This window comes from Pseudoalteromonas rhizosphaerae (assembly GCF_028885455.1).
Lineage (GTDB): Bacteria > Pseudomonadota > Gammaproteobacteria > Enterobacterales > Alteromonadaceae > Pseudoalteromonas > Pseudoalteromonas rhizosphaerae.
The window spans coordinates 5,019,466-5,044,328 of the sequence record NZ_CP118496.1 but is presented as its reverse complement, the minus strand read 5'-3'; the positions used below and the strand labels follow the sequence as shown (position 1 = coordinate 5,044,328).

Below are 24,863 nucleotides of genomic sequence, written 5' to 3'. Positions count from 1 at the left end.
TATGAATAAAGAAGAGTTGCCGTCGTTCACTGTGAAACAAGGGCAGTATTTGGCATTTATTTATTACTACACAAAAGTGAATGGTGTTGCACCTGCTGAAAATGATTTTGAGCGTTATTTTGGAACTGCATCATCAAGTGTTCATGCAATGATTTTAACGCTTAAAAAGAAAGGGTTCATCACTTCAACTGCTGGAAAAAGCCGAACGATAAAGCTATTGATAGGAATAAATCAGTTGCCTGAATTTAAGTAAGGCAACTGATCAGAACTTCTGTGAACGAGTACTAGAACCTGATACCTTTACAAATATTCAAATACTTTAATAACGCGTTCTACACCCGATACATTACGAGCAACGCTTACAGCGGTGTTTGCTTCTGCATCTGATACTAAGCCCATTAAAAATACTTCGCCATTCTCAGTTACTACTTTGATGTTGTTGCTACTGATGTTGTCGGTGGTAAGTAATTGTGTTTTTACTTTCGACGTTAACCAAGAATCATGGGTCTGGGTGCTCATGCTAATGTTAGAGCCAATACGAATTTGGTTATGTATTTTGCGTATAGCAGGTAAGCCCTCAATCGTACGCTGAGCCTCGTCTTTCATTTCTTGAGTTGCAACCTGGCCTATTAACAATACAATGCCGTTAACGCTAATCACGCTGATGTTGGCATGATCAGCAAGGCGAGGTACATCGTTTATTGCGACCCCAGCTTTGATTTCGATATTACTATCATCGATTTGCGAACCAAGAGTACGACGATCGTTGGCTGCGGTAACGGCACCAGCGGTACCTGCAACAACTGCAGCAGCGCAGCCTTGTAATAATAGTACTGTACTAATAACAATTAGAGATTGTTTCAACATTAGCTTTCTTCCTGTGGGAATAGGGTCAAGTCGACGAGTTCACTCAAACAATGAAGATTAACCAAGTGAGATTCTATGATGCGGCTAGGACGTTTTGACGGAACACGAATTTCGACATCATTGGCGCCGAGTAAACCTACTAGCTCACCGCCATCATCACCAACCATAACAATAACTTTCATATCTTTGGTGAGTGCGGCTTCGACTGCCGATATGATGTTTTTTTCGTTGCCATTAATTGCTAAGACCAATAGTAAATCGCCTTGTTGAGCAAACGCTCGTATTTGCCGCGCAAAAGTTTCTTGGTCGTCACTTTGGGTGCTTTGACCAAGATTGATATGTTCTTGTGACAGCGCGATTGCCGGTAAACAAGGACGTTCTGTTTCGTAGTAGTTGATCAATATACCGGCCATATGCTGAGCAAGCATATGACAGCTCGCAGTACCGCAACAAATCAATTTATTACCATTGATTAGGCTTTGCGCTATGGTAAATGCAGCGGCTTCTAGGGCGCTTGGGAGTACTTCGCCGGCGGCTATTTGCACCTGAATGCTTTCAGTAAAAATCTCTTTTATAGTATCTTGCATATTAAAATACGTTTTTTATCCAATTAAGTTGTTGCGATGTGCCGCCTGTTATTGCGACAAAGTCGATTCTTATTGCTTGATCACTAAGCTTTTTGGTTGCTAAATAATGGTAAATAGAGCGCTTTAAACGTTCTTGCTTTTGTTTACCTAAAGCGTGGATTGCTCCACCCTTAACATAGCTACTGCGAAATTTCACTTCCACAAACACTAGCGTGTTGCCATCGCGCATTATTACATCTAGCTCCCCGTAGGGGCAGTTATAGTTTCGCTCTAACGGGATCAGCCCTTGCGTTACTAAGTATTTTTGCGCTTGTAGCTCGTAATACTGGCCTTTCTCTCGGCTATTTTGCCACAGTTGTTTAAACCACGACATCACAACATCCTTGTTTTATATTGCTTTTAGCTACTCACTGTTTGACCGGCTGGTAGCTGATTGCATAAATAACGGTAACGGTGCTGATGTTGCTAGCTGCACCGCCTGGATTTGTCTATTTTTGTATTGCGCCCAATTAAGTTGGCGATTTATTTGCCCATCACTGGTAATGCTTAATTGACCGGTTAAGCCATTAAACCGCTTACCGGGCTGCATACTCAATTGTGTGATACTACTTAACATAGCAACCGAATCATAGGCCATCGCAAATAAACGCTGACTTATATCAGCCTGTTCTGGCCACAGCGAGTTATATTGCTGACGCAAGGCATGATCTTTGACTTGTCCACTGAGCATCCATGGTAACTCGGTAAAATACAAACCATCGAGATCGCCTTTATCGGTGCTATCGATTTGCTTGCTATGACTTTTTGAGCTGGCATACAGAGGAATGCGATCAGCAAAGGTACTCACATTTACATCTAAATAAGGTTTAATCAAGCGAGTTTCGATAGCATCACCGAGAATATAAATAACATCAATATCACGACGAGAGCGGGTTTCGCTTTCTACTTCTTGTTTAAATAATGACTTAACGGTCGCAATACGTTCTTTTGATTTATCAACTTCTAACAGGTTAATAATGGTGGTTGGCATATCTTTTTTATCATTATAAAGACCAACTTCTGGTGTGGTTTCACTATAGCGTTGCCATTGTCGGTTGAATAAATCCACTAAGCGCTGGCCTGAACTATTATTTGGCGCAAGCAGCATAGGTTTTTGATAACCAACCGTTAAAAAGTGCTCAAGTGCTTGCTGTATTTCGTGTTCAGGATTAAGCGCAAAGAAGTAATGCTGTGGAGACTGGCGCTCACCATCAAAGGTATTTAAGTGCAAAACTGGGTAATCTTGTAATGCTTTGCTTGCAACTAGCTTATCAATGTTCGCTTTGAGTAACGGCCCAATTATAAAGTTTGGTTTAATTTCGAGTAATTTTGCAGAAAGCTCAGCAGAGCTAAGCATTTCATCAATAAAAATGGTTTCATCAATAGATGAGTTATCTAGTGCTGCTAACACGCCAGCTTTTAAGGCATCACCTAGGCGTTCATTAGCACCTGATTGGGGTAATAAAACAACTAAACGTTCAATATTCAGTGGCTCAGCAGTAATTAGATCCGCAGCCTTTTTTGGTAATACCGCGATTGCCGGATGGCCTGAATAACGGCGCTGCCAATTATTAATTGCTTGGTCAAGTTCTACAGGGGCACCTAAGTAAACTTTATGATATAAAGCTAAATTTACCCAACCTTGCTGTATCACTGAGCCGCGGTTAAAGCGTTCAAGGGCATAAGATGAAAGCTGCTGAAGGTTCTGCCATAACGCACTATTTAATTGTGGGATCGTTAAGTTCTTTTTACTTGCGGTTTCAGAAGCGCGAAAAAAATATGGCATCGCTTGTTTTGGTAAATTTTGTGATGCGTAAATACTGGCGGTTAAATATTGATGCCAAGCAAAATGCTCCGGTTGAGTCAATTGGCTGTCTAAACTGGCTAGCATCTCAAGTGCGAGGGTATTCTTGTTTTGTTGCATTTGCGCAAAAGCGGTATAGAGTTTATTTTGCACTTGGTCTACGCTAGGTGTGCGTTCTAATTCAGTACTAATTTGCTCTAACAGTGGCCATTGTTGCTCTACAATCGCAGCATCACGCGCACTATAAAGAAGTTGGATTTTGTCAGCGCCTAGGCGATTTAAGGCTAGTTGGTACATAGATTGTGCGTCAGTCGCTTGAATTTGTGATGCGCTATTAGCTGAACTGAGGTTTTCACTGGTTTTAGTCGGTTTTTCGGTTGTACTACAGGCCGATAACCCTGACAATATGATTAATAGACTAACAAGTTTAAGTCGCACAATGATTTCCCAATACGTTAACGCGATTTGCTTATATTACTGACTGACGCAGGAGACCTCAATGTTAAATGAGGAGAATTCACAGAAAATCGGCACTCTTTACATTGTAGCCACCCCAATCGGCAATTATGACGACTTAAGTCAGCGTGCAATCGCGACTTTATCGCAAGTTGACTTAATCGCTGCTGAAGACACGCGCCATACCGGTAAGTTGCTTAGTCACTTTGGTATTAAAGCTAAAACCTTTGCTTTGCACGACCATAATGAAAAGCAAAAAGCGCAACAAATTATTGATCAACTTAATCAAGGTTTAAATATAGCATTAGTTTCCGATGCAGGCACACCGCTAATTAGTGACCCTGGTTATGCGGTTGTTAATTTATGCCGAGAGCAAGGCGCACATGTCACCCCCATACCAGGAGCATGCGCCGCCATAACAGCTGTATGTTGTTCAGGTTTACCAACAGATCGTTTTCAGTTTATTGGTTTTACCCCAGCAAAAAGCAAAGCTCGCCAAGACTTTTTTATTGAAGCGGTTAATTCCAATATAACCAGCATTATGTACGAAAGTACTCATCGCATCATGGCAAGTTTAGATGATCTTGAGATAGCGCTTGGTAGTGAGCAACAAGTGGTGTTTGCCAAAGAGTTGACCAAAACCTTTGAAACATTTTTTAATGGTACCGTCAGTGAGCTCAAACAGTTTTTAACCGACGATCCAACCAAACAGCGCGGCGAAATAGTGCTAATGTTGCCTGGTAATCCAAAGCAGGTTGATGATATTCCGCCAGAAGCACGTAAAATGTTGGCGTTACTTGAGAATGAAATGCCAATGAAAAAAGCCTGCGGTATAGTGGCCGATTATTTTGGCATGAAGAAAAATGCCCTTTATAAAACAATTATTGACGAAAAAGGCTAAATCTTTACTGCACATACAATCCAGCTCAGGTATACTGCGCGCCGAGTCAGCCAAGATGATCGCTGCCTGCAACGAAAATGCGCAGGGGGAGGAAAGTCCGGGCTCCATAGGGCAGGGTGCCAGCTAACGGCTGGGGGGCGTGAGCCTACGACAAGTGCAGCAGAGAGGAGACCGCCAATCTTCGGATTGGTAAGGGTGAAAGGGTGCGGTAAGAGCGCACCGGGCCACTAGCAATAGTTGGTTGCAAGGTAAACTCCACCCGGAGCAAGACCAAATAGGGTTCCTTATGGCGTGGCCCACGTTGGAACCGGGTAGGTTGCTTGAGCCATAGAGCGATTTATGGCCTAGACGAATGATTATCACTTTCTTCGGAAAGGACAGAACCCGGCTTATACGGCTGACTCACTCATTCAATAAAAAAGCCCGCAGTTAACGCTGCGGGCTTTTTTGTGCTTGAAATATACGCTTTAAATCCAAACTAGGCACAAATGCTATAAGCCATTTTCTTAGTCGCAATAAGAAAAACGATGATATTAACCTCTTTCATTAGCGCCTAACCTATTGCTTTATTGCTAGTTTAGGGAATTAGAATGAGCGTGATCGAGGGCAGTACAAGGGAGTTTGGCAATACAACGGTGCTATTACATAGCTTAGGTTCATCATGCTACCGCATCGAGTGGTATAGCAAGATGACTGGGGCATCAACCAGCTTGACGCGGATCAAACTAGGAAAATATTTAGTGCTCCGTAAATGGGCATCAGCGCTTAATATACAGGATGTGTCCAGTGAGTTTGATCGGCGTAATAGTGCACTTATTCACTTTTTGAATAATGTCGATATTGTGAAGTCTAAAGACGATTTGATACTTGCAGCAAAACAGCACTGCGTTAATCTTTTCACTAATTATGAAGGCTTAAAGCCAATCAATAAAGTCACTTTTCCTAAGCCTCGGCTGCAAGGTGCTATTGGCAAAAAAGTGGTTATAAAATCAAAAGTCGGGGATAAGGAAATTGCTCAAGGATTGCTATTACAGTTAGTCGGTAATCAAGCTGAAGTGCAAGTACCTGCTAACGATAATGAGGCGATACAGGTAAGGAAAAAGTTTTATTCCAAGCAAGTTTATATTCGCTAGCGGACTTGTTCATCAGCTGATATGGGGAATGTTGTATTAATGGTGAAGCCTTGCTCGTTTGAGAATGAGCATTGGCCGCCAAGAGCAGTCACGCGTTCATCAATGAAAGCGAGACCATAACCACCAGAATGTGAGGCGGTTGTCGCGACATTGCCATTATCCTGAATAATTAACGTGATCAGATCCGAGTTGGAATCTAAACTAATTACCAACTCAGATGCGCAGCTGTGCTTGATGCAATTGGTGATTGCTTCTTGGCAAATTCGATAGATCGCAATTTGATGTTCATCTCTAATTGCTTCGTTTATGCATAAATGTGTTATATACCTAACTTTTTCTTTATGCATCAAGCTTTTAAACTTCCCTTGTGAAAGTGCTTTTGCTAAGCCTAATTCATCAAGCTCACGCGGACGCAGATAATGCATCAGGTGATAGACTGAATCATACATTGAATTAGCATTTTGTTTTAACGTAGTCACAATCGCGCTGACGCTTTTATCCGTCATACTGGTTAAAACGGCAAGATCGGTTTTAAATGCAGTCAGGTTTTGCCCTAATTCATCATGAAGCTCTTGTGATAAATGCTTTCTCTCACTTTCTTGTACATTCACCATTTTGATAGCCAGTTGTTGGTTTTTTTCTAATTGCGCCCTAAGTTCAATGTTTGTCAGTGTTAGCATATTATTTTTTTGTCGCAGCTCTGCAGCTGCCGCACCGAGTAATAAACTCGTTGCGGCATTGGTCAGAATAAACAATTGGCTAATATAAGTATTAGTAGCATCTTGTGTGATGCTTGCTTCTAATATTATTAAGCCATTTGCTGCTGCTGCGGCAAATATAGCGCCTGTAATACCAAAGTGATATGAAAACCAAATAATTGGTAGTAGGGAAGCCAAGCGTAATAGTGAGTAGATATCAGGGCGCAGCAGATAAATCGACAGCATTAATAGGGTAAAAACAGTGACTGTGATAATTAGTTTAACTCCGCCCTCTAGGCTAAAGGCTCGGTGATAACTGTTAGCACACAAAATAATAAAAGGTGTGATAAACAAGCTGCCAGTCAAATCACCTAAAGTCATATTTAACTGATATTGCAGTAGTTGTTTACCTTCTAACCAAGTTGTGAACTCAAAAGAGCTGGCAAACAAAAACCATTTTGATGCTGCCGCTAAGCTTGCTAGTAAAATAAGCGAAAGCACACCTTTACTATCTTTTATCGTTGGTGGCCAACGGCTATGCTTAAAAGCGAAGACAATGGCTAAATAGATAGCCTCTTGCCACGCACCATGCAATAAATTTAAATGCCATTGCTGGGTATAAAAAGAACCTAAATACGCTGCATAGAGTCGTGATGCTAACCATATTATTGGCCAATAGCGTGTTGGGAACATAATAACAAAAGCCAGTTTAATACCTGCAGGGAGAAATATAGCACTACTTTGTGGGACGGTTTCTAGATGGTTACTAACCCATGTAGAGGCACACAGCGCGATTAAGTAAGCAACGCAAACCGCGCATTGCTTAGCTGCCCCTAGTACTATGTTTGTAGTGGAAGGTGTGGCAGTGATAAGCCTAGGCCAACTCATTAAGTTGAATAACCCCGATATCAATGGCAACTTTTAATAGTTCAAATGAAGTTGTTGCGTTTAGTTTATTACAAATATTTGTTTTATGTACGTGAGCGGTTTTCGGCATCATGCCGAGCTGTTGAGCAACCTGTTTGGCATTTAAGCCTTTGGCAAAAAGTGGTAGAGCCTCTATTTCTCTATTTGTTAAAAGGTCTTTTTTATCAGAAACACAGGTGTAGTTGAAGTTAACGTCTTCACTGATGTAGCGATGGCCGCGCATTACTGTTTTTACCGCATCAATCATAGCGTCTGAAGCTGAGCGCTTTGACACATAACCAAGCGCCCCAAGTTGTATTGCATTGCTGACGTACGGTTCATGGTCATGCATAGAAGCTACAATGGTTTTTATTTCTGGGTAATGCTCATTTAAGTATGATAGAAAAGTCAGGCCAGTCTCACCTTCGTGCATTGAAATATCAACGATAAAGACATCTGGCTGGTCAATATTTACTGCTAACTTTGCTTCGTTCACTGAGCAAGCTTCAATTGTTACTTGCCAGTTTAACTCGAGCTCAAGTAGTTTTTTAAAACTATCTCGAACTAACTGATGATCTTCAATGATTCCAATCCGCATAAATCCCTCCATTTTCAGGAATTATACATCTAAATCAATTTATTATGTCTAAGAATTATTCCTAGTGAAATTACCTGTCGATTCTTAAGATGAACGTTAATGTAGGTTTGTAGCAATGATGTATTGCAAAAGAGGTGTTAACCGTGCAAAGGGCTAAGTCTTGTTACTATTAATCGCTTTAAACACTGAGTAGCTAACGGCTAATACTAGGCAGATGGTGGCGGGGATAAAGAGGGCATTAAATTTATAAAACTGGAATGCATAAGCACCTAATGTGCCACCGCAAATGAATCCTGAGATGATCAGTAAAAACAACAGTGCTTTGCGTTTATCAAAGGGTTCGCCTCTTAATTTAGCGCCAAGCATTAGCCCTAGATCAGTAAAGATACCGGTAACATGGGTGGTGCGAATAACTGCGCCGCTGTAAGTAGTGGCTAACGCGTTTTGTAAGCCGCAGGCTGCAGATGCTAAATAGTGCCCGTTTACAGAGTCATTCGATAAAAAATACACTGAGCTTGCTAACAGAATGGCTTCAAATAACAGCAAGCTGCTGTAGTTATGGCCGAGTTTTAATGCACCACTTTGCAAAAAAGCGCCGGAGATCGCCGCACCAGCTAAAAAACTCAGTAGGATAAGAGCTAGGTGTAATACATCAGTAACGGGGGAGGTAACAAGGCTTGTGCCAAGGAATGTTGCAGTGCCTGATAGATGTGAAATTGATTGATGTTTGAAGCCTAGTAACCCTATCGAATTAACAAGCCCAGCAACAAGCGCAAGTAAAAACGATCCATATTCTACCCAACGAGGCAATTTTGAAATCACGGCTAACAGTTAATTTAATAAAATCTGTTTGGTAAGCTATCAGTTCGTTATTTATTAAACAATAGCTAGCTAAGTTTTCTGTGCATAGTTTGTGCTGGATCTGTATTTAGTCTTTCGTATTTAGGTCGTTGTTGTGGATTGATTGCTTACCAGTGCTAAAAATTCCTGTTCGGGTAATGGCTTTGCAAACAAATAGCCTTGGCCATAATCACACCCTATACCAAGTAATAATTGCTGCTGCTCTGGTGTTTCAATGCCTTCGGCAATCACTTTTAAACCAAATTGATGTGCCATAGTGATAATTGCTTTGCATAACGCCAGATCTTGATTGTCGGCTTGAATGTTATCAACAAAACATTTATCAATTTTTAAATAATCTGCGTCCATTTGTTGCAAGTAGGCAAGCGATGAATAGCCGGTGCCAAAGTCATCTAAAGCGAGTTCCATACCGGATTTTACCAGCGCTTTCAGACGTTGTTGAGTGAGTTGCTCTGGTGCGATCATTAACCCTTCGGTGATCTCGCTAACAATTGCACTCGGTGGTAAATTGGCGGCTTTTAGTAAGGCTGGCCACAGATCAATACCGCTATCAAGGCAGCTAAATTGTACCGGCGAGACATTAATACTAAGTTGAAAGTTAGCATCAACCTGCGCTCGTAAAATCGTTAGCGTTTGTAATGCGCGAGTAAATACAAATTGTCCTAATGGGTTGATATATCTAGACTCTTCGGCCAGAGGTATAAACTCTGCGGGACTAATTACGCCGCGTGTCGGGTGGCGCCAGCGCAATAGTGCTTCTGCTTTATGAATGTGCCCAGAATCTAGGTTAACGATTGCTTGGTAATAAAGATCAAATTGTTTTTGTTCAATGCCATAGCGCATGTTTTTGAGTAAATCCATACGCGCTTGTGCTTGCTCACGTAAGTTGTGATTGAAAAACTCAAAACAGTTACGACCATTTTGTTTGGCTTTATACATGGCTTGGTCGGCGGCTTTTAATAACAGCTCTGAGCTATCGCCATCGATTGGTGCAATAGCGATGCCGATGCTGGTTGCTATGTGTAGTTCTTCGCCTTCGAGTATAAATGCTTTTGTCATGGCATTGAGGATATCGTTGGCTACTTTTTTAATGTGTTCTTCAGTGACTAGCTTGGCATGCACAATGACAAATTCGTCGCCACCAATACGTGCAATAAACTCAATATCAACAATTTCTTGTTGCAAACGAATTGCGATCAACTTAAGTAATTCGTCACCATAAAAATGGCCTAAGGTGTCATTTATGTCTTTGAAATGATCAAGATCAAGTAGCATGATCACCAGTGGCTCATTAGGATTTAAGCTGTTGTTGAGGCGCTGATTTAAGCGTTCTTTAAGCTCAATTCGATTAGGTAGATTGGTTAAATGATCATAGTGAGTTTGATGCCATATCAGATCTTCTGCTGCTTTTTTAGCAGTAATATCGGTAAAGATCGCGACTCTGCGCTGCGCTTCAGAATGTTCATTGTATACAGTATCGATAGTAAGCCATTCAGTGAATAACTCGCCATCTTTACGACGGTTAATTATTTCACCTTGCCAACGACCCGTTTTTTGTAACTGTAGCCACATTTCATGATAAAACGCTTTGCTGTGTTTGCCTGAAGCTAAGATAGCGGTGGTATTGCCCAGTATTTCTTTTTTACTGTATTGAGTTACTTCACAAAAAGCTGGGTTAACATCTAAGATAACGCCGTTTGGATCGGTAATAGCCATTCCTTCACTGCTATTTGAGTAGACCAATGAGGCCAGATGAGAGGCTTTTTCAGCGTTCTTTCGCTGGCTAATATCTTGCAATACGATGGTGTACTCGTTGCTATTAAGCTTGGCACTGATCCGCGCTTCAAATACTTGCTCGACTTCGCTGTTATTGATTATTAACTCAAATTGACTAGTTTTATTTTTACAGGGTAAATTCCTAAGTAACTGTTTACTTTTTTCTTCACCAAGTAGCTCGCGAAGATGTAACTTTGAACGCGTACACACAGGTAAATTTAACTGTGAAATTTGTCCGCCTAAGTTCAGTACATCACCGTGAACATTGATCCGAATATAGGTATCAGGCAAGGCGTTTAATAAACTACTTAGTTCGTCATGTTGGCGTTTGACACTCGCTTCTGCCGTCAGACGTGTTTGCGCCATCGCTTTAAAATGTTGATAGAGAGTATTCAGCTCTGGGCTATTTAAAGAAAACTGTTTTGGTAATAACCCTTGCGCAAGCTCTTTAATCGTCAGTGTGAGTTGCGCTATGGGCGTTAATACGTTGCGCTTTAATTGGTTATGAGCAAATATAGACAGGCCAATAATCATCAATGTGAATGCAGCTAATGTGATAAAAAATAGTTGGTTGGCAGCTTGAATTGCGTTATTAAATGGCATGACAACATAGACGTTTAGGCTATTTTTAGTTTCATCGGTATACATGGTTTTACTGTGTAAAATGTGATTAATACCTTGCAATTCAATTGTGCTATTGAGCATAGGTAGTTCAGAGCTAAATCCATAGGCGTTAATATTTTCGCCAAACAGCGATGGATCGTTAGGGTAATTTGCAATAATGCGACCGTTGTTGTCGGTTATAACAGCAATGGCATCTTCGGGTAAATGAGAGTTGGCAAGTATCTGGCTCCACCAATCTAATGTGACAACCGTTACTACCGCCCCATATACTTGTTGCTGTTGATCAATAAGTGGATAAGCAAAATTGAAACTGAAGGTATTGATACTGCGATCTTTTTGAAAATAGCCAATGGCAAAACTTTTAGTTGCCACAGCATTTTTAAAGTATTCACGATCGGCAATATTAATATTTTCTTTGCGTCCTTGTAATATACACACTGCGTCGCCTTGCATATTGACGATGCCAATATTCGCAATTTCAGGTTGAAGTTCTTGTATTTTAGCTAGGTAATAAGGGCAGCCGGTTTGTAGTGGCGCGGCAAAGTCTTTTAAATCCGCAAGCTGAATAGTAAATGTTTTAATTTTTTTGAGTAGCTCAGTTTGCTGATCCATAAGCTGTTCGGCAACAGTTAAAGCCTGCAGCCGACTCTCTTGGCGCGCAGTTTCTTTGGCATGCCAAAGGCTAAATAAGATCACCAAAATACCTGGTAAGCTCAGTAAGATAAATAAACGATAAAGTCGGTGTTGTAACGATGAGGAAAAAATAACAATACTCTTCATACTGGGCTTTGGCATAAAATTGTAGCCAATTAAGTTGAAAATAACCATATATAATAAAAGGTTATTTATACTTTCTCTAATAAATAATAGAGCAACTACGCAAAAGAGTATGATTGCGCTACGTAAACCTCATTATTATAGTAAACGTAATAACCAGCTAAATTGACTTAGCTTTATTTTTTTGGATGAATTTTGGTTATGACTATTTAGCGCTTGAAAGCCTGCACCTGCCGTAAAGGCACTGGCAATACCGACATTCGATACTGCAAAGCGTTTAAGTCGGTAATTGAAAGCTTGATGATGTTGCTGTTTTAACGCATTGATGCTATTCATTTTTTGACTTAAGTGACGAACTTTATGATTTGGTTTCTTAATAAAATAATCAATTAGCATTATTCACCCCTATTTATATTGAGTAATTGTTTAATGCTGTGCGCAGTTTTATCAAAGCCAATTTTACTGCTTATATAACCAATATTTTTCCACAGCCACATCAAACAAAGCAATTGTAAGCCAATTAGACACACAGCACTGAGCCATATTGATTGACTAAAGGCAAAAATCGCAAAGCCAAGTGTAATCAGCAAACCGGCCCACAACAATACTAAGCCACCAGCAAAACTTACCAGTAAAATAATAGTCAATGCCAAAGAGCGAGTTGATAGTCGCCACTCGGCACTCGCTAATTCTTTACAAATACCTGCCTGTTGGCGATAGTCCTGATAAAGCTGTTCACCGTATTGAGACAATTTAGCAAGATGATCTTGCCACTGATCAGCACTTTGCGGTGCAGGATCAGCGGCTTGATACTGTTTATCTTTAGGATCGGTATGTGGTTGCATAATCGCTTACTTGCTACGGCGAAATAGTGCAGTTACTAGCATACCGGCTGCAAACGCAATACCAGCTGTAGCAAGCGGATTTTCAGCGGCTAATTGACGAGTTTTACCACTGTATTCAGACAGTTTTTCACGCGCAATTTTTTGCTTTTCAGTCAGAGTTTCAGCTGAGCTTGAAGCACCATGGCGAATATTTTGCTCTGCTGTTGCAGCCTTAGAAGACAGCGAATCAACAGCAAGATGAGCCGCTGAGGTTGCTTTATCTGTTAATGGCGATTCAGTGTGAGCAGCGATGTCATCAACTTTTTTACTGGTTTTTGCAGCTGAATTAGAACTCGATGTTGAAGTAGTCATAGTAATCGTTCCTTAAATATTAAAACTAAATTGTGTAATACTTGTTGCAGCCTTCGTACCACTTCTACAATCTTATTTAATTACTTATAAATCAATGTTTTACTTTTTATTTTCCGAATTGGTTTGTTTGAAATAACAGCGTTTTAAGTAACTATTGCAAAAAGATCGCGTAAATTTTACAAGATCTATTAAGCAGTAATTCGCTACTAATATTTTGTAACTGTTCATTGATTATTCATTAATCATTTAAGTCTGTTTATTTTGTTTTATCTCAGAATAAAATATTTTTTTTGTAGTTATCCACTTTTTCCCACGTAATTCAGTAGCTTTGCGCTAGGCCTTATTTTTTCTGGCTTTAACACGCCATTATAGGTTTTTGCTGACTTGACAAAATAGCTTGTCAAGCCCTAAACTGGAGCACTGTGGTAAAAAGTGGTATTTAGTGGATCAAATTGGATCAAATTAATCAAAACAGATTAATTACAAACTTTTAGAGTAGGCTTTTTATGTTCCGTGGTGCGAGTTCACTGAGTTTGGATGATAAAGGACGATTTGCGGTACCGACTAAGTACCGAGACTCGTTGTTGTCAGAAGATCAGGGGACGGTGATCTGTACTGTCGCACTGAACGAGCCTTGCTTGTGGTTATATCCATTGGCGCAATGGCAGGATATAGAAGATCGCTTAGCTAAAATTTCCAATATGAATCCACGCGCTCGACGCATGCAAAGGATGTTGTTAGGTAATGCAACAGAATACCAATTAGATAAAAATGGTCGAATATTGCTGGCACCGTCGTTACGGTCTCATGCTGATTTAGGCAAAAAAATCATGTTGGTCGGTTTGATGAATAAATTTGAGATCTGGGATGAAGAGCGTTGGCATGAACAAATGCGCCAAGACACCGAAATTGAACGACTCGGTGAGTTTGAATCAACCCCTGACTTAGATAATTTTTCGCTCTGATCACACAATAAAAAGGCAAACAATAGCTAATGACAGCGCAATTTGAACATATTTCCGTACTAATGGACGAAACCATCGAAGGTCTAGCAATTAAGCCAGACGGTATTTATATGGATGGTACATTTGGCCGAGGCGGACATTCTGGACAAATCTTGGCGCGCCTTGGTGAACATGGTCGATTACAAGCTATTGACCAAGATCCACAAGCGATCAAGTCTGCCGAAAAGTTTGCCGATGATAGTCGTTTTGCCATTGCCCATACTCGCTTTTCTAATCTATACGAAGTGGCAGAGCAAAACGATCTATTAGGAAAAGTAGATGGCATTTTATTAGATATCGGTGTGTCATCACCACAACTAGATGATGCCGAGCGTGGTTTTAGCTTTATGAAAGATGGCCCGCTTGATATGCGCATGGATCCTACCAGCGGCCGCAGTGCTGCGCAGTGGTTAGCTGAAGCCGAGCTGGAGGAGATTGTTCATGTGATCAAAACTTATGGCGAAGAAAAATTTGGTCGTCGTATTGCACATAAAGTGCTTGAAGTGCGAGCACATACGCCGATTACAACAACTAAGCAACTAGCTGATTTAGTTGACGAAGCAGTGCCAGTAAAAGACAAATTCAAACATCCTGCGACGCGTACTTTCCAAGCTATTCGTATTTATATCAACAGTGAATTGGAAGAGATTCAAACGGCATTACAAGCTGCGCTGGGTGTACTAAAGCCCGGTGGTCGGTTAGTGGTGATTTCGTTTCATTCACTAGAAGATCGTATTGTTAAACAGTTTATTAAAAAACAGAGTAAGGGAGTGGCATTACCCAGAGGTCTGCCTTTAACTGATGCACAAATAAATAAAAATCTGACGTTAAAGGCAGTGGGTAAAGCTATTAAGCCAAGCCAAGCTGAAGTTGACCGTAACCCACGTTCACGCAGTTCAGTACTTAGGGTGGCACAGAGGTTGGGATGAAGCCTAAAGCGAATCATCGACAACCCAATTTATTTTTAGAAATAATCAAAGGCCTAGGAGCTAATAAGCTAACCTCGGCCTTGTTGGTTGTGATATTCGCATCAAGTTTGAGTGTGGTGCAGGTCACTCACTTTGCTCGCCAAGAGCTGATTGAGCAAGATCAGTTGTTACAACAGCGAGATGAACTCGATTTAGAATGGCGTTACCTATTAGTTGAAGAAGAGTTTTATTCGCAACATGCACGCATTGAAGAAATTGCTATCGAGCAACTTCAGATGAAACGGTCCACAAGCCAAGACGAACAGGTGATAGTACTACCATGAGAAGTAGAGGGAAAAAACCAGTTAATAGTTTGATCACATGGCGTTTTATGCTGGTGTGCTCTGTGGTGCTGCTGGTTTTTGTTACTTTAGTTTCTCGTGCTGCTTATTTACAAGTTATCGAGCCTGATAAAGCCCGTTCAGAAAGTAATAAACGTACTGTGCGCGTGGAAAAGTTGCATGTGCAACGCGGGATGATTTTTGACCGTCATGGTAAAGAACTTGCAGTTAGTGTGCCTGTGGTAAGCGTGTATGCGGATCCTAAAGCATTGCATAAATCATTGCGTGCTAAAGTGCTCAAGCAAGCGCGTAAAAATGGCGAAGATGAGAATGCTCTTGCAGAAAATACCGCGCTACTTGAACAGCGTATTGCGTTGTACTACAAAAATGATTTGCGTTGGCGTGAACTTGCCGACGTACTGCGTATTGAACCGAAAACAATCAATGGTCGCTTGCGGGATGATGCCAGTCGCCGCTTTGTTTATTTAAAACGCCAAGTAACCCCTGCCGTTGCCAATTATATTGGCGACTTACGTCTGCCTGGTATTCATCTATTAGATGAATCAAAACGCTATTATCCTGCCGGAGAAGTTACCGCACATGTGCTTGGTTTTACTAATATTGATGGCAAAGGTATCGAAGGCATAGAGAAGCTTTACGAAAACGCATTAACTGGCGTTGAAGGTCGTCGCACAATTCGCAAAGATGCACAGGGTCGTGAAGTTGAAGTGCTTGATGAACGTGAACGGATCGAGCCTGAAAGTATTCATTTAAGTATTGATCAACGCATTCAAGCGATTGCTTATAAAGCAGTAAAATCAGCAGTTCTAACCTACAAAGCAACGTCTGGCTCTGCGATGGTGGTCGATGTGAAAACTGGTGAAGTGTTAGCGATGGTTAACAGCCCGTCTTTTAATCCAAATAATTTAAATGATGCAGCCCCGCATAAACGCCGAAATCGAGCGATCACGGATTTGTTCGAACCAGGTTCAACCGTTAAGCCTCTAGCTATATTAGCTGGGTTAGACTACGGCTCAATCCAACCGGATGATAAAATTGATACTTACCCAGGCTGGATGCGCATTGGTGGTACGTTAGTTACAGACTCGCGTAACCATGGTGAAATGACCTTACGTGAGATTTTAAAGTACTCCAGTAACATGGGGGTGACAAAAATAACGCAAGATGTACCGAAGGATTACTTTGTTGGCTTGTTCCAAAAGGTTGGCTTTGGTTCAGATACAGGCACCGGCATGGTTGGTGAAAGTAGTGGCTTGTTTTATCCGAATCGACGTTGGTCTGACCATGAAATTGCAGCACTTTCTTTTGGTTATAACGTTGCTGTAAGCACCGCACAAATGGCGCGTTTTTATGCCATGTTAGGTGCCGGCGGGATCAATAGACCATTGACCATCCTCAAGCAAGATTCAATCCCTGAAGGCGAGCGTGTTTTTCAACAAAAAGATGTTGAAGCGGTTGTGCATATGATGGAAAGCGTTTTTGAAGAAGGTGGTACAGCGAGCCGGGTAAAAGTTGATGGTTATCGTGCTGCGGGTAAAACGGGTACCTCTAAAAAAGCTGCCGCAGGTGGTTATGGTGATGAGTATGTAGGTTACTTTACTGGTATAGCACCTGCGAGTAATCCACGTTTAGCTGTTGTTGTAATGATCAATGAGCCCGGTGGAGATGTTTATTATGGCGGTGCAACTGCAGGACCAGTGTTTGCAGAAATAATCTCCAATGCGTTAAGAATTTTAAACGTGGCACCAGACAAAGGCTCGGTTGCCTACGTGAAGGGCATAGATGATGATGCGTGATTTAAAAATAATTTTACAACAAATAGAAGTAGCAGCAACAAGCTTATTAGTAAGGCACTTACGTTTAGATAGTCGAGATGTAACCCCTGGGGATGTCTTTGTAGCAATTAAAGGTCATCAATTAGATGGCGGACAATTTATAGATAAAGCGATTGCAAATGGTGCTGTCGCAGTAATTGCTGATCGTTTATGTGAGTTTGAATGTGATTTTGAGCCGCTTTATTTAATTTCCGATTTGAATAAGAAATTGCCCGCATTAGCGAGTCATTTTTATCAGCAACCAAGTAAACAATTAGATGTGGTGGGTGTTACTGGCACCAATGGTAAATCAACTACCACTGCGATGATTGCTCATTTAGCTAAGTTTTGCGACACCCAATCAGCGATTATCGGTACGCTTGGGTATGGGCAACCAGAAAGTTTAACTGAGTTAATCAATACCACACCGTCTTGTGTTGATTTACAAAGAATATTAGCGCAACTTGCCACTGACAATAACAAACTGGTGGCGATGGAAGTGTCATCACATGGTTTGGTACAGCAGCGTGTTGCGAAAACGCACTTTAAAGCTGCTGTGTTTACCAATTTATCGCGCGATCATTTAGATTACCACGGTGATATGGCCAGTTATGCCGATGCAAAGTTAATGCTAATGCGAGATTTTGACGCGCAGCTGGTGGTACTAAATCAAGATGATAACCAAGTAGAGCAATGGTTAGAACAATACGATTTTAATAACTTAGTGTGTTATGGCCATAAAAACTTGCAGCCAAAAGGTGCTAAGTTTGTGTACTTTACTGATGTTTCTTACCATAAAACCGGTATATCGGCACAGTTGACTACAAGTTGGGGTGATATTGCTATTACCTGTCCGCTGTTTGGCGAATTTAATTTATATAATTTAGCGGCTGCAATCGCAACTTTACTTGGTTTAGGTTACCCATTAGATCAACTGGCAGCCGGTTGTGCAAGCTTGCAACCAGTTGCTGGACGCATGCAAGCATTTAGCGCGCCAAACCAACCAACCTGTATTGTTGATTATGCTCACACGCCAGATGCGTTAGCTTTAGCATTGCAAGCATTGCAACAACATGTGCCCGGTGGCGTAAGTTGTGTATTTGGTTGCGGCGGAGACCGTGATAAAGGCAAGCGACCAATGATGGCCCAAGCGGCTGAGCAAAATGCTGATAAAGTAATTATTACCAGTGATAACCCGCGTAGCGAAGAGCCATGGCAGATCATTAAAGATGTTGCTGCTGGTTTAAGCCAGCCTGACCGTGCGCACTTAGAAGCTGACCGTGCTCATGCTATTGCCTTTGCAATAGATAACGCAAATGCCAATGACGTAGTGCTTATTGCGGGTAAAGGCCATGAAGATTATCAAATAATTGGTACGCAACGGATAGATTTTTGCGATCGTAAATTTGTCCAGCAGCACTTACAACAAAAGCAAAAGCTAGACCCACAAGAACAACAAATAAGAGGATCGCAGTTATGATCCCAATGGATTTTGATTGGCTAGCAAATGTGCTAGCAACTGATTATCAAGGTGATAATCAAACAGTAAAAAATATTAATACCGATACTCGCACCGTATGCGAAGGAGAAGTATTTTTAGCCCTACAAGGCCCTAATTTTGATGGCCATCAGTTTTTACAACAAGCGAAAGACAAAGGCGCAATAGCCGCTATTGTTAGTCAAAAAGTTGCCGTTGATATTCCACAGTTTTTAGTTACTGATACGCGTATTGCGCTAGGCGAAATTGGTGCTGCGGTAATGGCCAGTGTGGCACCAAAAACTATCGCAATTACAGGTAGTGTCGGTAAAACCACAGTAAAAGAAATGTGCGCAGCTATTTTAGCTCCTCACGGTGAAGTACTGTCTACCAAAGGTAATTTTAATAATGATATTGGCGTGCCATTAACCTTGTTACGCCTAGAACCGCAGCACAAATATGCGGTCATTGAGCTTGGCGCTAACCATATTGGTGAAATTGCCTATACCACGGCGATGACTAAGCCCGATGTTGCCGTTGTTTGTAATGTGGCAGCTGCACATATTGAGGGTTTTGGCTCTCTTGCGGGTGTAGCAACGGCTAAAAGTGAAATTTACGATGGTTTGAAAGAGCATGGCATTGCGCTAGTTAACTTTGACAGCGAATTCAGTGATGGTTGGCTTACTAAGTTACAAGGGCGCAGTGTAAAACGTTTTTCAAGCACTGAACAACTAGATATTTGGGCAGAAGAAGTCAGTCTCGATGAGCAAGCTCATGCTTCTTTTTATATTTGTACCAAGCAGCAGCGAGTACCCGTTAAGCTTGCATTACCTGGTCGTCACAATGTTACAAACGCCCTTATAGCAGCTGCATTAACCTGTGAATTTGGCGTTAGTCTTGAGGCGGTGGCAACGGCACTAGCAACCATGGCTGAAGTAAAAGGCCGAGTAAACATTATTCAAGTCAATGAAACACTAACCGTGATTGATGACACTTATAATGCCAATGTGCAATCGGTTAAAGCCGCGATTGATTTACTTAGTGATATACAAGGTCAGCGTATTTTAGCGTTAGGTGATATGGGAGAACTTGGTGAAGAAGCTGCGCTTTATCACCAACAAGTTGGCACCTATGCCAAACAACAAGGTATTGATGAGTTGTATAGCTTAGGTGTATTGAGTCAATACGCCAGTGATGAATTTGCTAAACCACAGCGGCATTTTTCAAGCCGCGAGGAACTGTTGCAACAATTGCAAGCACAGTTAACTGACTCAGCACAAAAAACCACCATAGTCGTGAAGGGATCGCGCAGTTCTCGCATGGAATTATTAGTACAAGATTTAGTTAACAGCCAGCAAACTGGCCGCAATGGAGTATCTCAATGTTAGTTTGGCTGGCCGAGTATTTAACACAATATTACAGTGCATTTAATGTGTTCTCGTATTTAACCGTTCGCGCTGTATTTGGTATTTTAACGGCATTATTAATTTCATTGTATTTTGGCCCTAAGTTGATCCGGGCATTGCAAAGAATGCAAATTGGTCAAGTAGTTCGTAACGATGGCCCGGAGTCGCATTTATCGAAAAAAGGCACCCCAACCATGGGAGGCTTGTTAATTTTAGCGTCTATTTTTACCAGTACTTTGCTGTGGGCTGATTTAGCGAATAAATATGTATGGGCTACCTTGTTTGTGATCGGCTCATTGGGAATTGTTGGCTTTGTTGATGATTACCGTAAAGTGATCCGCAAAGATCCAAAAGGGTTAATTGCTAAATGGAAGTATTTTTGGCAGTCAGTGATTGCCTTAGTGGTTGCCTGCGCATTATTTTTTACTGCTAATCATGCCAACGAAACATCATTAGTAGTGCCGTTTTTTAAAGATGTATTACCGCAACTAGGTTTGTTTTACATAGTTATGACTTACTTTGTAGTGGTGGGTACGTCAAATGCTGTGAATCTGACCGATGGCTTGGATGGTCTGGCCATTGTACCGACTATTTTAGTGGCAGCAGCATTGGCTATTATCGCTTACTTAACAGGTAACGTGAATTTCTCAGCTTACTTGCATATTCCACATTTACCATTGGCCAGTGAGTTGGTTGTGGTATGTACCGCCATTGTTGGTGCCGGATTAGGCTTTTTATGGTTTAACACTTACCCAGCACAAGTATTTATGGGTGATGTTGGTTCATTAGCGCTTGGTGGAGCATTGGGTATTATTGCTGTATTAGTTCGCCAAGAGTTAATTTTAATCATTATGGGCGGTGTATTTGTGATGGAAGCACTGTCGGTTATCTTGCAAGTTGGCTCTTATAAATTACGTGGCCAACGGATTTTTAGAATGGCACCAATCCATCATCATTACGAATTAAAAGGCTGGCCTGAGCCACGAGTTATCGTGCGTTTTTGGATAATTTCTATCGTGCTAGTGTTAGCTGGCCTAGTAACATTAAAGATCAGGTAAATGACGTATTTAAACGAGATGAAAAACAAACATATTACAGTGCTCGGACTCGGTGTAACCGGTCTGGGCATTGTGCGTTTTTTATTATCTCAAGGTTTAACGCCTAATGTAGTTGATAGTCGCCAATCACCGCCCGGTTGTGATTGGTTACAACAACATGCGCCAAATTTAACGACGCAGTTTGGTAATTTGGCAACTGCACAGCTTGAAAGCGCTGATATGATCATCATCAGCCCCGGTTTAAGTTTAACACTTCCAGCAGTTGCACAAGCAATGCAAGCGGGTGTTGAAGTGATTGGTGATATTGAGTTATTTGCTCGTTTAACAGACAAGCCGGTGGTGGCTGTAACAGGCTCTAACGGTAAATCGACTGTCGTTACGTTGGCTTATGAAGTATTGAAAACGGCTGGCTATAAAGTCGGACTTGGCGGAAATATTGGTACTGCCGCACTGGATTTATTAGCTGATGATTTTGATGTTTACGTATTAGAGCTATCGAGTTTTCAGCTCGATACGATGCACAGCTTAAAACCGGTTAGCGCTACGGTACTTAATGTGTCGGAAGATCATTTAGACCGTTACCCGAGCTACCAAGCCTATATTGATTCAAAACAAACGATTTATGCTAATGCCGCGCTGGCTGTAGTAAATAAGACTGACCCAGCAACGTATACAAAAACAATGCCGCAATTAAGCTTTGGCTTAGAAAATGCGGATTATTGTTTAATGACGTATCAAGGTGACAGTTACTTTAGTTATCAAGGCAAAGCTCTATTGCCTGTTAGTAGCTTGGCCGTAGTTGGTCGTCATAATCAGCTAAATGCGTTAGCGGTTATGGCATTATTGAGCCCATTTGATATCAGTGCTAGTCAGTTTGCACAAGCTTTTAGCCAATTTACTGGCTTGGCGCATCGTTGTCAGTTTGTTGCCGAGCAAGCGGGGGTTAAATATTTTAATGACTCTAAAGCTACGAATGTCGGGGCCACCATTGCGGCGATAGAAAGTTTAGCCGATCAGGCCAAGCAACTAGTGGTGATTGCCGGAGGCGATGCCAAAGGCGCCGATCTCGATAGCTTAAAGCCGTATTTACAACAGCAAGTTAAAGCGCTTATTTGTTTTGGTAAAGATGCCAAAGCACTGGTTGCGTTGACTGACAAAGGCCACTTAACAGAAAATATGCAGCAAGCGGTGATGCTTGCCAAGCAACTTGCCACTGCGGGCGATATTGTGTTGCTTGCACCTGCATGTGCCAGTATAGATATGTATAACAATTATATGCAACGTGGTGAGCACTTTAGTCAATGCGTATTAGCGGAGGCAGTATGATTGCTTTAGCTAATATTCGTGACACCCTGACTCCCAAGCCTTCGGCGCAGTTATACGATGTGCCACTGTTATATTGTGTGATCATGCTAATTGGCTTGGGGTTTGTGATGGTGACGAGTGCGTCGATGCCGACCGCTGATCGCTTATTTAACAATCCCTATCATATTATTATTCGCCACAGCATGTTTTTGGCGATGGGCTTTGTGCTGTTTTGGATCACCTGTTGTGTACCAATGACTTGGTGGAAACGCTCGAATCCTTACTTATTACTGTTTGGCATGGCGCTACTGATAGTGGTGTTAATCGTTGGACGTGAAGTGAATGGCGCAAAACGTTGGATCCCAGTAGGTCCGGTGGGCTTTCAGGTCGCTGAAGCGGCTAAATTATTCTTTTTCAGTTATATCGCCGGTTACTTAGTGCGTAAACGTGAGGAAGTTCAAGAAAATATCAAAGGCTTTGCTAAGCCAATCGCGGTGTTTGCAGTTTACGCATTGTTGATTTTATTACAGCCCGATTTAGGCACTGTGGTGGTGATGTTTGTAACTACCGTAGGCTTATTGTTCTTAGCTGGGGCTAAGTTATGGCAGTTTTTTGCCTTGATATTAACAGGTGTAGGCTTAGTCGTATTGCTCATTATTGTTGAGCCATATCGGATGGCGCGGGTGGTCGGTTTTCTAGAGCCATGGGATGACCCATTTGGTAAAGGCTACCAGTTAGTACAATCGCTGATGGCATATAGCCAAGGTGGTTGGTTTGGCCAAGGTTTAGGTAATAGTGTGCAAAAATTGCAATATTTACCTGAGGCCCATAATGACTTTATTTTTGCGGTGATTGGCGAAGAGTTAGGTTTTATCGGTATCGTCAGTATTTTAATGGTGTTTGGTACTTTGGTGTTTAGAGCACTGTTAATTGGTCAGCAAGCACTTAAATGTGGCAAAGAATATGAAGGTTACTTTGCATTCGCAATAGGTATTTGGTTTGCATTTCAAACCATGGTTAATGTGGGGGCGAGTGCCGGTATTTTGCCAACCAAAGGTTTAACCTTGCCGTTTGTATCTTATGGTGGCTCAAGTTTACTTATCATGACTATTGCGGCAGGTATTTTATTACGCGTGGATTTTGAAACCAAAATGGCCACTAAACAAGCAACATCCGGTGGAGGCAAGCGATGAATAAAAAATTAGTCGTTGTTGCTGGCGGTACTGGCGGTCATATTTTTCCCGGCATAGCTGTGGCTGATCACTTAAGGCAACAAGGTTGGCAAGTGAGTTGGATTGGCACTGCTGATCGAATGGAAGCGCAGGTTGTACCAAAGCATAATATTGAGATTGATTTTATTAATGTTAAAGGTGTACGTGGCAATGGCTTTGCACGTTTAGTAAAAGCCCCTTTTATGGTGATTAATGCCATATTACAAGCACGCAAAGTATTGAAAAAACAACAACCTGATGTTGTGTTAGCAATGGGCGGCTATGTTACTGGGCCGACTGGCATTGCCGCAAAAAGCTTAGGTATACCACTGGTGATCCATGAGCAAAATGCAGTTGCCGGTATGAGCAATAAGTACTTAGCCAAGTTTGCCAATAAAGTGTTGGCTGCATTTCCGCAAGCATTTGCCTCTGGATACAGTGACGTGGTTGGTAATCCGGTACGAGCCAGCGTAGCAAATGTGGCAATGCGGGAAGTATCAAGTCCGGTTAATGTGTTGGTCGTTGGTGGCTCGTTAGGTGCGCAGGTGCTAAACCAAACTTTGCCAGCAGCATTTAAACAGCTCAGTGAAGAGTTTCAGATCAATACATGGCATCAAACCGGTAAAGGTCATTTAAGCTCAGTAACACAGGCATATCAGCAGCAAGGTTTTAGTGCTGAACAAGCTAAGGTGGCTGAGTTTATTGATGATATGGATACGGCTTATGGCTGGGCAGATATTGTAATTTGCCGCGCGGGGGCGTTAACCGTAAGTGAGATTGCTGCTGCAGGAAAAATGGCCGTGTTTGTGCCGTTTCCGCATGCGGTTGACGATCATCAAACTGCGAATGCAAAATTTTTAGTTGATGGCAATGCGGCATTATTAATGCCACAGGGGCAGTTCAATCAACACAGTATTGTTGAACTATTACGCCCGTATTTAGCCAAACCAGCATTAATCAGTGAACTTGCAGGCAATGCTAAGCAATTGGCGACACTAGAAGCTACTGCAAATGTCGCATGGCATTGTATGGATGCCGCAGGTGTCCCCTTGTCAGCGCTGCAAGTAACAGAAAAAAGAGATAATTAAGTGAAAC

Annotated in this window: 24 protein-coding genes and 1 other RNA gene; 14 read left to right on the top strand and 11 right to left on the bottom strand. The window is 41.7% G+C overall.

The genetic code is table 11. From position 1 onward, the window contains the following. Position 1 precedes the first annotated feature (1 nt). On the top strand, positions 2-253 hold the full coding sequence (locus PVK79_RS21980) for a LexA family protein (protein WP_149983453.1): 252 nt from the start codon (positions 2-4) through the stop codon (positions 251-253). Positions 254-300: 47 nt separating this feature from the next. On the opposite strand, the gene dolP is transcribed toward PVK79_RS21980, so the two are convergent. The 4 genes from dolP to PVK79_RS21960 are packed head-to-tail and all read right to left on the bottom strand — an operon-like array spanning position 301 to position 3,735. Next, the gene (gene dolP, locus PVK79_RS21975) at positions 301-867 is read right to left on the bottom strand and encodes a division/outer membrane stress-associated lipid-binding lipoprotein (protein ID WP_145236822.1); all 567 of its coding nucleotides are present in this window, start codon (positions 865-867) and stop codon (positions 301-303) included. After that, positions 867-1,454, bottom strand: coding sequence for an SIS domain-containing protein (locus tag PVK79_RS21970; protein WP_145236825.1), 588 nt, complete (start codon positions 1,452-1,454; stop codon positions 867-869). The genes dolP and PVK79_RS21970 overlap by 1 nt, the downstream gene beginning before the upstream one ends. A 1-nt stretch (position 1,455) precedes the next feature. Next, entirely contained in the window at positions 1,456-1,827 is a 372-nt protein-coding gene (locus PVK79_RS21965) for a YraN family protein (protein ID WP_145236829.1), read from the bottom strand. Positions 1,828-1,857: 30 nt separating this feature from the next. Next, positions 1,858-3,735, bottom strand: a complete 1,878-nt coding sequence (locus PVK79_RS21960; RefSeq protein WP_257324769.1) for a penicillin-binding protein activator — start codon at positions 3,733-3,735, stop codon at positions 1,858-1,860. Positions 3,736-3,796: 61 nt separating this feature from the next. Here PVK79_RS21960 and rsmI point away from each other — a divergent pair, with 61 nt between their 5' ends. From rsmI to PVK79_RS21945, 3 genes are all read left to right on the top strand, one after another. Next, positions 3,797-4,654, top strand: coding sequence for a 16S rRNA (cytidine(1402)-2'-O)-methyltransferase (rsmI, locus tag PVK79_RS21955; protein ID WP_149980608.1), 858 nt, complete (start codon positions 3,797-3,799; stop codon positions 4,652-4,654). 43 nt (positions 4,655-4,697) lie between these two features. Next, an RNA gene (gene rnpB, locus PVK79_RS21950) (RNase P RNA component class A) lies at positions 4,698-5,062 on the top strand. Between the two features lie 182 nt (positions 5,063-5,244). After that, the gene (locus tag PVK79_RS21945) at positions 5,245-5,787 is read left to right on the top strand and encodes a hypothetical protein (RefSeq protein ID WP_182731654.1); all 543 of its coding nucleotides are present in this window, start codon (positions 5,245-5,247) and stop codon (positions 5,785-5,787) included. Here PVK79_RS21945 and PVK79_RS21940 read toward each other — a convergent pair. The 7 genes from PVK79_RS21940 to PVK79_RS21910 all read right to left on the bottom strand — a co-directional run bounded on the left by PVK79_RS21940 (position 5,784) and on the right by PVK79_RS21910 (position 13,223). Then, on the bottom strand, positions 5,784-7,373 hold the full coding sequence (locus PVK79_RS21940) for an MASE1 domain-containing protein (RefSeq protein WP_257324767.1): 1,590 nt from the start codon (positions 7,371-7,373) through the stop codon (positions 5,784-5,786). The two genes, PVK79_RS21945 and PVK79_RS21940, sit on opposite strands and share 4 nt — an antisense overlap. Then, on the bottom strand, positions 7,360-7,989 hold the full coding sequence (locus PVK79_RS21935) for a response regulator transcription factor (protein ID WP_149980610.1): 630 nt from the start codon (positions 7,987-7,989) through the stop codon (positions 7,360-7,362). Before PVK79_RS21935 ends, PVK79_RS21940 begins: the two co-directional genes overlap by 14 nt. A gap of 153 nt (positions 7,990-8,142) precedes the next feature. Further along, entirely contained in the window at positions 8,143-8,811 is a 669-nt protein-coding gene (locus tag PVK79_RS21930) for a YoaK family protein (protein ID WP_257324765.1), read from the bottom strand. A 120-nt stretch (positions 8,812-8,931) separates the two neighbouring features. Continuing rightward, positions 8,932-12,030, bottom strand: a complete 3,099-nt coding sequence (locus PVK79_RS21925; RefSeq protein WP_257324764.1) for a bifunctional diguanylate cyclase/phosphodiesterase — start codon at positions 12,028-12,030, stop codon at positions 8,932-8,934. 135 nt (positions 12,031-12,165) lie between these two features. Continuing rightward, the gene (locus PVK79_RS21920; RefSeq protein WP_182731650.1) at positions 12,166-12,423 is read right to left on the bottom strand and encodes a hypothetical protein; all 258 of its coding nucleotides are present in this window, start codon (positions 12,421-12,423) and stop codon (positions 12,166-12,168) included. Further along, positions 12,423-12,872 (bottom strand): hypothetical protein, encoded by a 450-nt coding sequence (locus PVK79_RS21915; protein ID WP_257324762.1) that lies wholly within the window; start codon positions 12,870-12,872, stop codon positions 12,423-12,425. The genes PVK79_RS21920 and PVK79_RS21915 overlap by 1 nt, the downstream gene beginning before the upstream one ends. 6 nt (positions 12,873-12,878) lie before the next feature. Continuing rightward, positions 12,879-13,223, bottom strand: coding sequence for a DUF883 domain-containing protein (locus PVK79_RS21910; protein WP_182731648.1), 345 nt, complete (start codon positions 13,221-13,223; stop codon positions 12,879-12,881). Positions 13,224-13,729: 506 nt separating this feature from the next. On the opposite strand from PVK79_RS21910, the gene mraZ reads away from it, so the two are divergent. Genes mraZ through murG form a run of 10 tightly spaced genes read left to right on the top strand, consistent with a single transcriptional unit; the run spans position 13,730 to position 24,856 of the window. After that, positions 13,730-14,188: a division/cell wall cluster transcriptional repressor MraZ gene (gene mraZ, locus PVK79_RS21905; protein WP_145236856.1), complete on the top strand. Its 459-nt coding sequence runs from the start codon at positions 13,730-13,732 to the stop codon at positions 14,186-14,188. 29 nt (positions 14,189-14,217) lie between these two features. Then, positions 14,218-15,156 carry a 16S rRNA (cytosine(1402)-N(4))-methyltransferase RsmH gene (rsmH, locus tag PVK79_RS21900; protein WP_182760322.1) on the top strand — a complete coding sequence of 313 codons (939 nt, stop codon included), beginning with the start codon at positions 14,218-14,220 and terminating at the stop codon, positions 15,154-15,156. Further along, positions 15,153-15,479, top strand: coding sequence for a cell division protein FtsL (gene ftsL / locus PVK79_RS21895; RefSeq protein WP_145236863.1), 327 nt, complete (start codon positions 15,153-15,155; stop codon positions 15,477-15,479). The genes rsmH and ftsL overlap by 4 nt, the downstream gene beginning before the upstream one ends. Beyond that, entirely contained in the window at positions 15,476-17,293 is a 1,818-nt protein-coding gene (locus tag PVK79_RS21890) for a penicillin-binding transpeptidase domain-containing protein (RefSeq protein WP_182731646.1), read from the top strand. The genes ftsL and PVK79_RS21890 overlap by 4 nt, the downstream gene beginning before the upstream one ends. Then, complete coding sequence (gene murE, locus PVK79_RS21885; protein WP_182735153.1) at positions 17,286-18,791, top strand: UDP-N-acetylmuramoyl-L-alanyl-D-glutamate--2,6-diaminopimelate ligase; 1,506 nt, start codon at positions 17,286-17,288, stop codon at positions 18,789-18,791. Before PVK79_RS21890 ends, murE begins: the two co-directional genes overlap by 8 nt. Next, complete coding sequence (locus PVK79_RS21880; protein WP_257324755.1) at positions 18,788-20,176, top strand: UDP-N-acetylmuramoyl-tripeptide--D-alanyl-D-alanine ligase; 1,389 nt, start codon at positions 18,788-18,790, stop codon at positions 20,174-20,176. The genes murE and PVK79_RS21880 overlap by 4 nt, the downstream gene beginning before the upstream one ends. Continuing rightward, on the top strand, positions 20,170-21,252 hold the full coding sequence (gene mraY, locus PVK79_RS21875) for a phospho-N-acetylmuramoyl-pentapeptide-transferase (RefSeq protein WP_145236872.1): 1,083 nt from the start codon (positions 20,170-20,172) through the stop codon (positions 21,250-21,252). The genes PVK79_RS21880 and mraY overlap by 7 nt, the downstream gene beginning before the upstream one ends. Continuing rightward, on the top strand, positions 21,253-22,578 hold the full coding sequence (murD, locus tag PVK79_RS21870) for a UDP-N-acetylmuramoyl-L-alanine--D-glutamate ligase (protein WP_182735146.1): 1,326 nt from the start codon (positions 21,253-21,255) through the stop codon (positions 22,576-22,578). Further along, positions 22,575-23,750: a cell division protein FtsW gene (ftsW, locus tag PVK79_RS21865; protein WP_182718050.1), complete on the top strand. Its 1,176-nt coding sequence runs from the start codon at positions 22,575-22,577 to the stop codon at positions 23,748-23,750. The genes murD and ftsW overlap by 4 nt, the downstream gene beginning before the upstream one ends. After that, positions 23,747-24,856 carry an undecaprenyldiphospho-muramoylpentapeptide beta-N-acetylglucosaminyltransferase gene (murG, locus tag PVK79_RS21860; RefSeq protein WP_257324751.1) on the top strand — a complete coding sequence of 370 codons (1,110 nt, stop codon included), beginning with the start codon at positions 23,747-23,749 and terminating at the stop codon, positions 24,854-24,856. The genes ftsW and murG overlap by 4 nt, the downstream gene beginning before the upstream one ends. The last annotated feature ends 7 nt before the right edge of the window (positions 24,857-24,863 follow it).